The organism is Nocardioides pyridinolyticus (assembly GCF_054653575.1).
In genome coordinates, this window is the sequence record NZ_BAAIFY010000023.1 from 19,446 (window position 1) to 32,955 (window position 13,510).

Annotated in this window: 16 protein-coding genes; 1 reads left to right on the forward strand and 15 read right to left on the reverse strand. The window is 72.8% G+C overall.

Annotated features, from left to right (window positions below; translation table 11 throughout):
- Positions 1-9: 9 nt before the first annotated feature.
- From ACYQ0U_RS17605 to ACYQ0U_RS17675, 15 genes are all read right to left on the reverse strand, one after another.
- The gene (locus tag ACYQ0U_RS17605) at positions 10-1,122 is read right to left on the reverse strand and encodes a flagellar hook-length control protein FliK (RefSeq protein WP_459975182.1); all 1,113 of its coding nucleotides are present in this window, start codon (positions 1,120-1,122) and stop codon (positions 10-12) included.
- Entirely contained in the window at positions 1,119-2,060 is a 942-nt protein-coding gene (locus tag ACYQ0U_RS17610) for a transglycosylase SLT domain-containing protein (protein WP_459975183.1), read from the reverse strand. The genes ACYQ0U_RS17605 and ACYQ0U_RS17610 overlap by 4 nt, the downstream gene beginning before the upstream one ends.
- Entirely contained in the window at positions 2,057-2,500 is a 444-nt protein-coding gene (fliJ, locus tag ACYQ0U_RS17615) for a flagellar export protein FliJ (protein ID WP_459975184.1), read from the reverse strand. The genes ACYQ0U_RS17610 and fliJ overlap by 4 nt, the downstream gene beginning before the upstream one ends.
- Positions 2,497-3,810, reverse strand: a complete 1,314-nt coding sequence (locus ACYQ0U_RS17620) for a FliI/YscN family ATPase (protein WP_459975185.1) — start codon at positions 3,808-3,810, stop codon at positions 2,497-2,499. The genes fliJ and ACYQ0U_RS17620 overlap by 4 nt, the downstream gene beginning before the upstream one ends.
- Positions 3,807-4,484, reverse strand: a complete 678-nt coding sequence (locus tag ACYQ0U_RS17625; protein WP_459975186.1) for a FliH/SctL family protein — start codon at positions 4,482-4,484, stop codon at positions 3,807-3,809. Before ACYQ0U_RS17625 ends, ACYQ0U_RS17620 begins: the two co-directional genes overlap by 4 nt.
- Positions 4,468-5,481, reverse strand: a complete 1,014-nt coding sequence (gene fliG, locus ACYQ0U_RS17630; RefSeq protein ID WP_459975187.1) for a flagellar motor switch protein FliG — start codon at positions 5,479-5,481, stop codon at positions 4,468-4,470. The genes ACYQ0U_RS17625 and fliG overlap by 17 nt, the downstream gene beginning before the upstream one ends.
- The gene (gene fliF / locus ACYQ0U_RS17635; RefSeq protein ID WP_459975188.1) at positions 5,478-7,091 is read right to left on the reverse strand and encodes a flagellar basal-body MS-ring/collar protein FliF; all 1,614 of its coding nucleotides are present in this window, start codon (positions 7,089-7,091) and stop codon (positions 5,478-5,480) included. Before fliF ends, fliG begins: the two co-directional genes overlap by 4 nt.
- Before the next feature lie 10 nt (positions 7,092-7,101).
- A complete protein-coding gene (gene fliE / locus ACYQ0U_RS17640; RefSeq protein WP_459975189.1) occupies positions 7,102-7,425 on the reverse strand; it encodes a flagellar hook-basal body complex protein FliE in 324 nt (107 codons plus the stop codon).
- Positions 7,425-7,817, reverse strand: coding sequence for a flagellar basal body rod protein FlgC (locus tag ACYQ0U_RS17645; protein WP_459975190.1), 393 nt, complete (start codon positions 7,815-7,817; stop codon positions 7,425-7,427). Before ACYQ0U_RS17645 ends, fliE begins: the two co-directional genes overlap by 1 nt.
- A complete protein-coding gene (locus ACYQ0U_RS17650) occupies positions 7,817-8,179 on the reverse strand; it encodes a flagellar basal body rod protein FlgB (RefSeq protein WP_459975191.1) in 363 nt (120 codons plus the stop codon). The genes ACYQ0U_RS17645 and ACYQ0U_RS17650 overlap by 1 nt, the downstream gene beginning before the upstream one ends.
- Before the next feature lie 209 nt (positions 8,180-8,388).
- Positions 8,389-8,712 carry a hypothetical protein gene (locus tag ACYQ0U_RS17655; protein WP_459975192.1) on the reverse strand — a complete coding sequence of 108 codons (324 nt, stop codon included), beginning with the start codon at positions 8,710-8,712 and terminating at the stop codon, positions 8,389-8,391.
- Positions 8,713-8,720: 8 nt separating this feature from the next.
- Positions 8,721-9,128: a flagellar export chaperone FliS gene (fliS, locus tag ACYQ0U_RS17660; RefSeq protein WP_459975193.1), complete on the reverse strand. Its 408-nt coding sequence runs from the start codon at positions 9,126-9,128 to the stop codon at positions 8,721-8,723.
- A 17-nt stretch (positions 9,129-9,145) separates the two neighbouring features.
- Complete coding sequence (gene fliD, locus ACYQ0U_RS17665; protein WP_459975194.1) at positions 9,146-10,489, reverse strand: flagellar filament capping protein FliD; 1,344 nt, start codon at positions 10,487-10,489, stop codon at positions 9,146-9,148.
- A gap of 125 nt (positions 10,490-10,614) precedes the next feature.
- Positions 10,615-11,748: a flagellin N-terminal helical domain-containing protein gene (locus ACYQ0U_RS17670; protein ID WP_459975195.1), complete on the reverse strand. Its 1,134-nt coding sequence runs from the start codon at positions 11,746-11,748 to the stop codon at positions 10,615-10,617.
- 194 nt (positions 11,749-11,942) lie between these two features.
- Entirely contained in the window at positions 11,943-12,785 is an 843-nt protein-coding gene (locus tag ACYQ0U_RS17675; RefSeq protein WP_459975196.1) for a sigma-70 family RNA polymerase sigma factor, read from the reverse strand.
- A gap of 245 nt (positions 12,786-13,030) precedes the next feature.
- On the opposite strand from ACYQ0U_RS17675, the gene ACYQ0U_RS17680 reads away from it, so the two are divergent.
- Positions 13,031-13,510 carry a flagellar protein FlgN gene (locus tag ACYQ0U_RS17680; RefSeq protein ID WP_459975197.1) on the forward strand — a complete coding sequence of 160 codons (480 nt, stop codon included), beginning with the start codon at positions 13,031-13,033 and terminating at the stop codon, positions 13,508-13,510.

Sequence of the window (13,510 nt, forward strand, 5' to 3'; positions counted from 1 at the left end):
GGGACCTCCTCACATCATGACGTCGAGCCCACCGGCGCGGCGCGCGGCCGGCCGGGTGGTCTCGACGGTCGGGTCGGGAATGCCGTCCATGGCTCCGGGGCGTGCATCCTGCGGGTTCTGGCCACGGCGCTCCTCGCCGTGGGACGCACCGGCGGCGGTGCCGCCTGTGCTGCCGGCGTCCGTGAGCAGGTCGCCGGTGGGCGTCGGGACGTCCGTGCGAGTCGTCGTCGCGGGGCCGCCGGCCGTCGAGGAGACCGGCCCGGCGGCAGCCGCCTCGGCGAGGTGGCGCACCACGACCTTGGCGTCATGGCTGCCCGCGACCTCGAGCATCCGGAGCAACTCGGGCGCTCCCTCGCGGATCGCGGCGCGAGCCTCGGGTCCGCCGGCCAGGCTGACCTCGAGCGCCCCCGACCGGTCCGTGCGGAGCACGACGCGGACCTCCCCGAGGTGCTCGGGCTGGAGCCGGACGACGACCCGGTTCGGGGTCACGCCGGTGCCCGCAGCGCGGACGACCTCGGGGAACACCTGCTGCGCCACCGGTGCCGGTCCCTCGGAGGTGGCGGCCGGGGCGGCGACCGCGGTGACTGCGGCGACGGAGGCAGGAGCCACCGCCACCGGCGCGGACCCGGCCGGAGCCGGGGCTGCGGGCGCCGGCGGGAGCGCTGCCGTCTCCGGTGCGGCCGCGGCGTTCGTGCTCGCCGGCGCGACCGGCTCGGCCGCGGCCGCAGGGCCGGGCTGGCCGTGCCGGCTGGCGAGGCTGGCCGGGGCGGTCGCCTCGTCGGCTGCGGTCGGCGCGACCGTCGGCGCCGGGACGGCGAGCGCCGACACCGGCAGCACGGGAGGCGCCGTCAGGGCGACGGCCGGGAGCGCGCCGGTCTCGACGGGCGCGTCCTCCGACGTGGGCGTCGTGTCCTCCTGGGCCCGGCCCTCGGCGTCGTGTGGGCCCGGCGCGGCCTGACCGGGAACGGTCGAGGCTGCGCCGGCGGCCGGGCCGACCAGCTGGGTGAGGAGCGCGAGGAACGGATCGGCCGACGGGTCGTGCGGGTTCGGCGTGGTGCCCGGGAGCGCCTGGGCGCCCGGGAGCGGGATCGTGCCCGGGAGGGCGGCTGGGACGGTGCTCACGCGGCGACCACCTGGGAGAGGACGGAACGGACGTAGTTCTGGGTCTCGGGGTACGGCGGGATGCCGCCGTAGCGCAGCACCGCGCCCGGGCCGGCGTTGTACGCCGCCAGGGCGAGCTCGGTGCCCCCGAACCGGTCCAGCAGGGTGCGCAGCAGGCGCGCCGCGCCGTCGACGGCCTGGGTCGGGTCGAACGGGTCGGTCACGCCGAGACCGGCGGCGGTGCCGGGCATCAGCTGCATGAGGCCCTGGGCGCCGGCCGGGCTCACGGCCTGCGGGTCGAAGCCGGACTCCTGCCGCGCGACGGCGGCGAGCAGCGCCGGACTGACGCCGTGGGCGAGCCCGGCCTCCTCGAAGAGACTCGCGTACGGCGTACCGCTCGCGACGGTGCGCCCGGCCGTGCCCGGCACCGGGGACACGGCGCCGGGGACGGCGTCGGGCACGATCCGGCGGATCGCGGTGGGCGTGTCGTACACCGGTCCGATGCGCACGTCGAGGCCCGGTCGCGGCGCCTCGATCATCTGCCCGTTGCCGACGTAGATGCCGACGTGGTGGACCGGGGAGCCGAAGGCCAGGATGTCGCCGGGCTGGGCGTTGTCGAGGCCGCCCGTGACGGGACGGCCGGCCTTGGCCTGCTCGTACGAGAGGCGCGGCAGGTCGTAGCCGAGGTCGGCGTACGCGCGCTGCACGAGCCCGGAGCAGTCCAGCCCCTTCTCGGGGTCGGTGCCGCCCCACACGTAGGGCACGCCGAGGTACTGCTCGGCCTTGGCGACAACCGCCTCGCCCGCGGCGTTGCCGACACTGGGCGAGCTCGTGCCGGTGGCGTCGCGCAGGGCACCGGCGAACGCCGAGGCCGTGGCCGCGTTGGTCGGCGCGGGGGCGAGCAGCGAGAGCTGGGCCTGGATCTGGGCGATCCGGACGGTGACGTCGGAGACGCTCACCGGACCACCTCCTCCGCGTGCACCGTGCGCCGCCAGAGGTCCTGGGCGATCTCGTCGAGCTCGCGGTCCTCGCGGCGGCGCTGCGCCAGGCGGCGGGCGGACTCGCGCCGCTCGACCAGCGACTCGACGGCGGCCAGGCGGCTGCTGTGGAGGTGCCACCGGTCGCGGGCGGCGGCGGTGATGCGGTGGGCGGCGGCCAGCGCGTCGCGGGCCTGGGTGAGCGCCTCGCTGAGCGCGGTGACCGTGTGTTGGCGGGCCGTGAACGCGGCGATGTCGGTGGCGGCGGCGTCGCCCAGCCCCGCCAGCTGTTGCGTGATGCGGGCCACGCGGTCGGCGGCGCGCTGCTCCTCGTCGATCGCCTGGCTGAGGCCGGTGCGGCTGTCCCGTTCGCGGATACGGCGGACCCGCACAACGCCGCCCAGCCGCAGCTCGCTGCTCATGCGGCACCTCCGACCAGCTGGTGCAGGGCGGCCCAGGTCGCAGCGACCTCGCTGCTGTCGCCCATGCCCTGCTGGAGGAACGCCTCGATCTGCGGCATCAGCGCCAGCGCGTCGTCCGCGTCGGCGTCGCTGCCGGCGACGTAGGCGCCGATCTCGACGAGCTCCTTGACCGAGCGGTACGCCGCGAGCAGCCGGCGCAGCCGGGTCGCGTCGGCCCGGTTGACCGGGCTGGTGACGGCGTTGGCGACGCGCGAGACCGACTCGAGCACGTCGATGCTGGGGAAGTGGCCGGCGGTCGCGAGGTCGCGGGAGAGCACGACGTGGCCGTCGAGGATGGAGCGGGCCGAGTCCCCGACCGGATCCTGCATGTCGTCACCCTCGACGAGGACGGTGTAGAGGCCGGTGATGCTGCCCTCGGGGGAGGTGCCGGCGCGCTCGAGGAGCTTGGGGAGCAGGGCGAACACGCTCGGCGGGAAGCCGCGGGTCGCGGGAGGCTCGCCGGCGGACAGGCCGATCTCGCGCTGGGCGAGCGCCACGCGGGTGAGGCTGTCCATCATCAGCACCACGTGCCGGCCCGCGTCGCGGAACGACTCCGCGATGCGGGTGGCGACGAACGCCGCGCGCAGGCGGACGACCGACGGCTGGTCGGACGTGGCGACCACCACGACCGAGCGCTTCAGGCCCTCGGGGCCGAGGTCGCTCTCGAGGAACTCGCGCACCTCGCGACCGCGCTCACCGATCAGCGCGATGACCGAGATCTCGGCCTCGGTGCCGCGGGCGATCATCGAGAGCAGGCTGGACTTGCCGACCCCGGAGCCGGCCATGAAGCCGATGCGCTGACCGCGACCGCAGGGCGTCAGTGCGTCGAGCGCACGGACGCCCAGGCCGAGCTGGCGGTCGATCCGCGGGCGCTCGAGCGCGTGGGGAGTGGGGTGGTCGACCGGGACCTGGGGGAGGTCGGTCAGGCCGGGGCCGCCGTCGATCGGGCGGCCGAGTCCGTCGAGCACGCGGCCGCGCAGCGCGTCGCCGACGCCGATGCGGAGGCCGGACCCGGTGGCGCGCACGTGGTCGCCGGCGCGCAGACCGGTGGTGTCGCCCAGCGGGAGGCAGGTGAGGAGGCCCGGGGCGCTGGCCACGACCTCGACCGGCACGATGCCGTCGGGACCGAGGATCTCGAGCAGGTCGCCGACCGCCGCCGAGAGGCCGGTGACGGTGACCCGGATGCCGAGCAGCCCGGACACCCGGCCCAGGTGCAGCGGCCGGACCGCGGCCAGGGCCGCGTCGCGGTGGTCGGTCGTCAGGACGCTCATCGCAGCGCCTGCCTCAGCCGTTCGATCGCGGACTCGATCCGCAGGTCGATCGCGGAGCCGTCGAGCTCGACGACGGCGTCCTCGGGGGCCAGCGTGGCGTCGGGGCGTACGTCGACGCCCTGCTCGGCGAGCGCACGGACGGCCGCGGACTCGGCGGTGGCCGGGTGCAGTCGGACGGTGGCGTGGTCGGTGCCGGGCAGGCTGGCGAGCACGCGGCGGACCACGCCGGCGCCCGGATCGGTGTCGACCGAGAGCTGGTGGTGCACGAGCTCGCGGGTCACCTCGAAGGCCAGGCAGGTGGCCTGCGCTGCCACCCGGTCGCATGCCTCGGCGACGGCGCCGCGCAGGTCGGCCGCGGCGGCCAGGAGCGCAGCGACGGCCTGCTGGACCTCGGCGTCCCGCCGTGCCTCGTGCTCCACGGCGGCGCGCTCGGCGGCGCGAGCCGCCTCCTCCGCCCGGGCGCGAGCCTCCTTGCGGCCCTCGGCCCAGCCGACGGCGTACCCCTGGGCGCTGGCGGCCTCGCGGGTGCGAGCGGCGAGCTTGCCCAGCGCCTGCTCGGTGACGTCGTCACCGAGCACGCTCGGGTGGCCGAGGCGGGTCCACACGCCGGAGCGCAGCTCGGGGCGGTCGGCGTGCCGCCAGGGGCGGGCGCCCGTGTCAGGCGACGAGCTCATCGTCACCTCCGCGCCGGACCATGATCTGGCCCTCCTCCTCGAGCAGGCGGATCGTGCGGATGATCGACTGGCGCGCCTCCTCGACCTGGGCGAGGCGGACGGCGCCGAGCAGCTCGACCTCCTCGAGCAGCGTGGCCGCGGCGCGCTCGGACATGTTCGACGTGATCTTGTCGTGCACGTCGGGGGCGACGCCCTTGACCGCGAGCGCGAGCTCGGCGCTGTCGACCTGGCGCAGCACCAGCTGCACGGACCGATCCTCGAGCTCGACGATGTCCTCGAACATGAACATCCGGCTGCGGACCTCGTCGGCGAGCTCGGCGTCCAGCGACTCCAGCCCCTCGACGATCTGGCGCTCGGTGAGCCGGTCGGAGCGGTTGATGATCTCGACGAGCGGGTCCACGCCGCCGACCCGCGACATCTCGGCCGGCTGGAGCACCGAGGAGAGCTTGCGCTCGAGGCTGGTCTCGACGGCCGAGATGATCTCGGGCGTGGTCCGGTCCATGACCGCGATGCGGTGCGCGACCTCCGCCTGCAGCGAGGGCGCCAGGCCGGAGAGCACGATCGACGCCTTGTCGGGGGTCATGTGCGCGAGCACCAGCGCGATCACCTGCGGGTGCTCGTCGGCGATGAACGTGCGCAGCTGGAGCGGGTCCGCCTGGTGGAGGAACTGGAACGGCAGCTGGATGGCCGCAGCCTGGAGCCGCTCCATGATCTCCGATGCCCGCTCCTCGCCGAGGGACTGCACGAGGAGGTTGTGCGCATAGGCCAGGCCACCCTGGTTGATGTTGGAGCGAGCCTGGGCGAGCTCGGTGAGCTCGGCGAGCACGGCCTCGCTCTCGGCGGCGTCGATGTCGTCGAGGCGGGCGATCTCGGCGGAGATGGCCTCGACCTCAGCGTCCGACATGCGGCTCAGGATCGTGGCGGCGTGCTCGTTGCCGAGCTGGATCAGCGCGATGGCGGCCTTGCGCAGGCCGAGGTTGGCGACTGCGGACCTCACTTGCGTTCCACCAGCCAACCTCGCAGCAGGGCCGCGACGTCCTCGGGCTGCTTCTCGACCATCGACGCGAGCTCCTCACGCAGGTCGGTCCGGTTGGCGGCGTCGGCGCGCTCGAGGGCGGCCAGCGCCACCGACTGCTCGACCGCGGTGGCCTGGGTGGCCGCGGCGGCCAGCGCGGCCCGCTCGGCGGCGTCGCTCTTGAGCTGCTCGACGATGTAGCTCGCGGCCTCGTCGCGCTGCTTGGACCGGCGGTTGCCACGGACCCAGGCGAGCACGAGCACCGCGAGGACGGCGAGGCCGATGGCCCCGTAGCGGATCAGCTGCCACATCCGGTCGTCCTTCTCGGCCTTCGCGGCGGCGGCCAGCTCCGCGGCGGCCGCCTCGTCGGCAGACCGGTCGAAGAGCGTGTCGGTCACCTCGACGATGTCGCCGCGTCTGCGGTCGACGCCGTTGCCGGCGGCGATCAGGTCGGCGATGTCGGTGGTGCTGCGGCCCTGGAGCGAGGCTGAGTCGATGACGACACCGATGCTCAGCTTCTCCACGGCGCCCGGCGCGTTCTCGCGGCGCTCGGTGACGACGTTGGCCGGGTTGTCCCGGGTGGAGGACTCCTTGACGTAGCGGGAGTCCGATCCGGCGGTGGTTCCACCGCCGTCCATCTGGCCGTCGGGGCCGACCACGCCGAGGTCGCCGGCGGCGCCGCTGGCGCCGCCGGTGTACTCCTCGCTGGTCTCGGACTCCGAGAGCGGGACGGCGTCCGGATCGGTCGCGTAGGTCGTCGACTCGGTGACCGCCCGGTCGAAGTCCAGGTCGGCCGTCACCTGCACGGTGGCGTTGCCGGGGCCGAGCACGCGGTCGAGCATGGCCTGGATCTGGCCGGCCTTCTTCTGCTCGAAGTCGGACACCTGCTGGTCGCGGGTGCTGGCGCCGAGCGCGCCGCCGTCGCTGCTGGAGAGCACGCGGCCCTGCGCGTCGGCCACGGTGACCCGGTCGGGGTCGAGTCCGTCGATGCTGGAGGCGACGAGGTGGACGACCGCCTGCACCTGCTCGGCGGCGAACGTCGCGCCGGGCGCGGTGTCGAGCAGCACGGACGCCGTCGGCGGCTCCTGCTCCCGGGCGAAGACCTCCTTGGGCGGCAGCGCGAGGTGGACGACCGCGGTGTTGACGCCGTCGATGGCCTCGATGGTGTTGGAGAGCTCGCCCTCCATCGCCCGCTTGAAGTCGGTCTGCTCCTGGAACTCGGAGGTGTTGAGGCTCTGGTCGTCGAGCAGCCCGTAGCCGCCGTCGGAGGACGAGTTCGGCAGGCCCTGACCGCTGAGGGAGATGCGGGTGTCGTACACCTGGTTGCGCGGCACCATCACGGTCGCGCCGTTGTTGGCGAGCTTGTAGGGCACGCCCTGCGAGTTGAGCTCGTCGACAATCGCGGAGGCGTCCTCGGCGGCGAGGTTGCTGTAGAGCGGCGCGTAGTTGGGCGTCGCGATCCAGCGGAAGACCATGACCGCCGCGACCAGCACCGCGGCGGTGCCGACGACCGCCACGACCTTCTGCCCGATCGTGAACGCCGCGAACGTGGTGCGCACCCGCGTGAGCGTCCGTGTGAGCTGCTGCTTCATGAGGTGCCCGTCACCCGATCGGCATCCGCATGATCTCGGTGAACGCCTCGAGCGCGCGGTTGCGCACCGCGACGGTCAACTGGGTCGTCACCGAGGCCTCGGTCGCCGCGATCGTGTAGTCGTGGATGTCGTCGAGGGTGCCGGTGGCCGCCTGCACGGAGAGCTGGTCGGCCTTGTCCTGCACCGCCTCGAGGCGGTCGAGGCCGTCGAGCACCATGTCGCCGAAGGCCTGGCCGGAGGCAGTGGTGCCCTGGGTCGACGCGGGGGAGGGGACGTTGACGGTCGGGGCGACGTACGGCGTGAAGCCGAGGCCCTCGATGCCGGGGACGCTCATCAGCGCCGCCCGATCTGGAGCGCGCTGCTGTAGGTGTCCTGGGCGTCCTTGGTCACCTGGACCGCGGCCTGGAAGCCGCGCTGCGCCATGATCAGCTGGGTCATCTGGCTGGCCAGGTCGAGCTCGGGGGCGCGCACGTACCCGTCCTCGTCCGCGAGCGGGTGGTCGGGGTCGTGCACGAGGCGGCCCTCGGGGTCGCTCTGGGCGATGCCGGCCACCTCGACGCCGCCACCCGGTGCGGAGCGCACGACGAGCATCTGGGCCTGGAAGGCGTCCTGGTCGGTGCCGGTCACCGTGTTGACGTTGGCGATGTTGCTGGCAAGCGTGTCGAGCCAGGTCTGGTGCACGCCGAGGGAAGACCCCGCGATGCGGAGCGTGTCGAAGGCACCCATCACGCGCTCCCGGTCGCGGCACGCAGCAGCTCGGCGCGGTCACTGACCGCGCGGGTCATGATCTGGTACTGGAACTGCGACTGCACCGCTGCGAGCGTCTCCTTGCGTAGGTCGACGTTGTTGCCGTTGGGTCCCACCGGGGTGTCGGTCGGCGTCGTCGTGGTCTCGAGCGCGGTGGGGTCGCCGGAGGCGATCGCCGAGCGCAGGCTGGTCTCGAAGTCGACCGAGGTCGCACGGAACCCAGGGGTGTCGACGTTGGCGATGTTGTCGGCGATCACGCGCTGTCGCGTCGCGATGCCGTCGAGCGCGGCATGCAGGACTGCATCGACCGCGTCCGGGCCACCAAGGCGGAATCCGGCCATGGGCACGCCAAGCCTCCGAGTCAAGCGTGGGCAATGATGCCGATCCGTCGGCGGGGGGAGAGCGGTCCGTGCTCAGGAGGTACTTCGGCATCTGTGCACCGGGCTTGAGGACTTTTCGAGATTTGTCCTCGAGCGGGGGGAAACGCCGGGCGGCCTCCGAGCGCCCGGCGTCCCCGGTCTGCTGGCCCCGGGCCCGGCCGAGCGGTCGGTCAGGCGTCGACGTCGAGGTACACCGGACGGGCCGGCGGGGTCACGGCGCGGTCCACCCGCGCGGTGAAGTCCAGCTGGCGGCGCACCGACGACGCCGCAGCCGCGACCTGTTCACGCACCTCCTGCTGGCGGGCGAGGACGGCGCGGGCCCGCGGGCGCAGGTCCTCGGGGATCGGTCCCCGCAGGTCCGGCTCCGACCACGGCTCGGGGTCGGGCGCGTCGGAGTCGGTGAGCCTGCGCTCGGCGAGACTCACGTCGAGCTCGAGCCGGTCCAGTGCCGCCGCCCAGCGCGAGTAATGCCGGTCGCTCGTGTTCTCAAGCACTCGTGTCCTCAAGCACTCTGCGAGACGCGAGCTCGCGTCGCCGCCTGCTCCAGCGCCGCCTCGCGCCAGGTGTCGCACAGCTCCCCGGCCATGCCGAGGCAGAACTCGGCCGCCGGCAGGTTCTTCGCCACGTTCGCCTTCACCAGCTCGCCGTACAGGAAGTCGTACAGCGCGGCGAGCCCAGGACCGCCCTCCCACGCGTCGACCTTCAGGCTGCTCCGCAGCTCCATCACGATCTCCTGCGCGTGCAGCAGCGGCTCGTGCGCCGCGCCCGGCTCACCCCGCCGCAGCGCGTCGGTCGCGCGCCGCAGGTCGAGGTTGAGGCGCTCGCAGAGCATCACCAGCAGCTGGGCGGGGCTGGCGGTCGAGACCGAGGCGGCCAGGTAGGCCTCGCGGGGGTTCTGCATGGTGGTCATCGGTGTTCCCTCCGTGGTCACGACGAGTAGGTCGGGAGCGAGGCGATCTGGCCCGCCAGCCAGCTGGCCTGGTTCTGGAGGCTGTTCAGCGCGGTCTCGAGCGCCGTGTAGGTGCGCTCGAGGGCGGTGCGGCGTAGGTCGAGCCGGTTGTCCCAGTCCTCGATGCTCTTGGTGAGCCGGTCGAGCGTGGTGGTGCGGCCGGCGATGGCCGACGCGATGGTGCCGTCGATGGAGTCACTCGCGGCCTTCGCCACCCGGGCGACGCGAGCTGCCCACCCGTCGGGCGCGGGCGCCGTGGCCGTGGTGAACTTCGCCGCGGTGCCGGCGGGGTCGGCGGCGTAGGCCTCGTCGAACTTCGCGGCGTCGAACACGAGCTTGCCGTAGCGGTCGGTCTGGATGCCCAGGGACGCCATCGACGTGGTGCCGTCGCCGAAGACGGTGTTGAGCAGCTCGTTGCGCAGCCCACGGGCGGTGGAGTCCCCGGCCAGGACGCCGGCCGAGGTCGTGGCGGTCCTGCTGGCGGTCTGAGTGTCGATCTTCGTCAGCAGCGCGTTGAGCTGCTCGACCAGGGCGCTCACCGCCGCCTTGACACCGGACGTGTCCTGGGCGACGGTCACCGTGGCCTTGGTGGGCTCGGCGCCCCCGACCACGCCGTCGGCGAGCGTGATGGTGAGGCCCGGCACGATGTCGGCGAACACGTTGGTCGTTGACGTCGCGACGATGCCGCCGACGTCGATCTGGCCGCCGACACCGGTGCGCTCCGTGACGCCGCCGAGCACCGCCGTGTCGAGGCCGCTGATCTCGAACACCGAGTCGGAGCCCGCCCGGTCGGCGGTGATCTGGAGCCGGTAGACGCCCTCGCCGGTCTTGACGGGCGCGGCCGTGACCCCGAGCCCGGCCTCGTTGATCGCCGTCGTCACGCCCCCGAGGGTGCCGTCCGAGGTGAGGGTGTGCGCCACGCCGGCGACGGTCATCGTGAACGACCCGTCCGGGCTGGTGACCACGGTGGCGTCGAGCGCTACGGCCTGACCGTAGGTCAGCTGGTGGGCGACTGCCGGCTGGAGAACGGTGACGCTGAGCTTGGTGGCGACCGCTGCCCGGGTGGCGCTCACCGTGATGAGGCTGTTGCTGCTCGTCGCCTTCATGGTCTGCCAGGTGTCCGGCTTGGCCAGTGCGTCGGCCCTGCCCGCGAGCAGCGCGGTGTCGGTGTTGAGTGCGCGGAGCGCCGCGAGCACGGACTTGTGGGTGTCCTGCTGGGCCTTGAGCCGCGCCTGGGGGATCGCCTCGAGCTGCATGAGCTGGTCGATGATCGTCGCGGTGTCGAGACCGCTCGAGAGTCCGCTGATGCTACTGCTGGGCACGGGATCCTCCTGGTCGGTGCGGACGGGGCCCGGGGGCCCCGGGTGTCCCCGGGAGAGCAGGGCGATGCTCTCCCGGGGACCGCGTGTCGTCGGTGGGTCGGCGTTCGACCAGTCCACCGCCGCCGTCAGCGCAGGAGCGACAGGACGCCCTGCGGCGCCTGGTTGGCCTGCGCCAGCATGGCCGTGCCGGCCTGCGACAGGATCTGCGACCGGGTGAAGGACATCATCTCGCTGGCCATGTCGGTGTCGCGGATCCGGCTCTCGGAGGCCGAGAGGTTCTCCTGCGTCACGTTCAGGTTGTTGATCGTGTGCTCGAACCGGTTCTGCAGCGCACCGAGGTTCGCACGCGAGGTCGAGACCGCCTTGATCGCGGTGTCGAGCGAGTTGATCGCGGTGTTGGCCCCGGTCTGGGTGGACAGGTTGACGCCGCTGACACCCAGGTCGGCCGAGCTGAAGCCGCCCGTGCCGACCGTGTTGGCGGTGTCGGTCTTGGCGCCCGCGAGCCCGGTCCCGGTGATGGTGATCAACGTGTCCGACAGCGACGCGTCGTTGGTCTTGATCTGGAGGCCGCCGGCCGCCGTCACCGAGGCGGTGAAGACGGCCGAGAACGCGCTGTCGTTGTTGAGCTGGGTGGCGATGTTGTTCGCGTCCGAGCTCGCGGTCAGCGTGCCGGTGGTGACGGTCACGCCGCCGACCTCGAGGGTCGCGGTCGCCGCGGTGGTGCTCGCCGCGCCGTTCGCCCACGTCGCCTTGACGCCCTGGGCGCCCTGGGACTGGACGTCGACCTGGATGGTGTCGTTGGCGCCGTAGCCGACCTGGATCTGCTTGCCGGTGAAGTTGCCGTCGAGCAGCTTGATGTTGTTGAAGCTGGTCTTGTCGGCGATGCGGTCGAGCTCCGACTTCAGAGCCGTGGCCTCAGCGTTGATGGCGTCGCGCGAGGTCTGGTCGTTCGAGTCGTTGGCCGACTGCACGGCCAGGTCGCGCATGCGCTGCAGGATGGAGTGGGTCTCCGTGAGCGCACCTTCAGCGGTCTGCACGACCGAGACACCGTCCTGCGCGTTGCGGACGGCGATCTTGATGCCACCGACCTGCGAGCGCAGGCCCTCGGAGATGGCCAGGCCCGCGGCGTCGTCGGCGGCCCGGTTGATGCGATAGCCGCTCGACAGCTTCTCGAGCGACCTGCTCATCTGGCCCTGGGTGACCGACAGGTTGCGGTACGAGTTCAGGGCGTCGATGTTCTGGTTGATGCGAAGACTCATGAGGGGGGTTCCTTCCTGGAATCGAGTCGCTGATGGCGCCCGTCCGTGGGCATCCGCCGGGACTGATCGGTCCGCGGGAGCCCGACCTGAGAAGAAACCGCGAAAACCGGTGTCGAGATACGCGAAGTGGTTGCGGTCCCACTCGGGACCGCGACCACTCCGGATCTCGTCGATCGCCTCGACGGCTGCTGAGCTCACGCCGTCGCGTTGACCGCAGCGGTCCCCGGACGTCGTCGGCTGCTCGCGTGGCGGGCGGCGACGGCCGCGAAGTACGCCTCGCGCCGCCGAGCGGCGGCGCCCTGGGGTCGCACGGCGGCTGGGACGAGGTCGGGGTCGAGCTCCCGGTTGAGCGCGTCGCGCAGCAGCACCAGCGCCTCGGCGCGGATCTGCGAGATCCGCGACTCGCTCACCCCGAGCTGCTCGGCGATCTCGGCCATCGGCCGCTCCGCGAGGAAATACTGCTCGACCACGATGCGGAGCCGCTCGGGCAGCTCGGAAACGGCCTCGGCCAGGTAGGTGAGCCGCTCGCGCAGCTCGACCATGACCTCGGGGCTCGGAGTGGCACTCACCAGGTGCTCGGTGAGGTCGGTGTCCTCCGACGCGTTCAGCGAGAGCACCTGCGCGCGCGCCACGTCGTCGTTGTTGGCCGCGACCTCCTCGACCGCCAGTCCGGACGCCGAGGCGACCTCGGCGTCGGTGGCGGGCCGGCCCAGCGCTGCGGCCAGCCGTGACCGCGTCGACTCCAGCTCTCGAGCTCGCCGGCGCACCGAACGGGACGCCCAGTCGATGCTGCGCAGCTCGTCGACGAGCGCGCCGCGGATGCGCGTGGCGGCGTAGCGCGCGAACGGGACACCGCGGTCGAGGTCGTAGGCCTGGGCCGCCTGGACGAGCGCTGCCAGCCCGGCCGAGGTGAGGTCGTCACGATCGACGTGCGCAGGCACCCGAGCCATGGTCTCGCGGACGATGTGTCCGACGAGAGCCATGTTCTCCTCGATCAGCGCCTCCGAGTTGGGCGGGACGTCGGGGTGGGGGGTCACACCCGGAATAGTGCACCTTCAGGACGCCCAAGTTCCGGAAAATGGGCCACTGTCCCAGGGTGATGAATATCTGTCTGGTCGGGTCTCAAGTCGGCCCCTTCGGGCTCCGATACAAGTCCAATCCACGAATCGGCCGTGTCGCGATTTCCGCGACTTCCTCAGGTCGGCGGTCCGGCTCCCGATGGGTCCTGCGCGGAGGGACGACAGAACGTACCGGACGACCGAGCAAGAGGAGTTGGGAACGCGTGGAGAAGCTCTCCCAGGTGTTGTGGCGGGAACGCGAACTGCTCGAGACCCTCCAGTACCGCCTCGAGGTGGAGCAGCTGGTGATGGCCGCCGGCCAGACCCGCTGGCTCGCGAACGCCGCGCGGGAGGTCGAGGACGCGGTCGACCGGCTGCGGGAGATGGAGCTGCTGCGCGCCGTGGCCGCCGACGAGGCCGCCCTGGCGGCGGGACTCGAGGCGAACCCCAGCCTGTCCGCGCTGATCGCGGCCGCCGAGGAGCCCTGGCGCTCGATCCTCGCTGACCACCGCGAGGCCTTCGCCACGATCAGCGAGGACATCGAGCGGGTCGCGACGACCAACCGAGTGCTGATCGCGAACGGCCTGCGAGCCGCGCACGAGACCCTGCTCGGGGTCGCAAACGGCAACCAGATGTACACCGCGGCCGGCGCCGCGGTGACCGACGGTGGCCGCGGCGCGGTCGTGGTCGACAGGAGCCTGTAA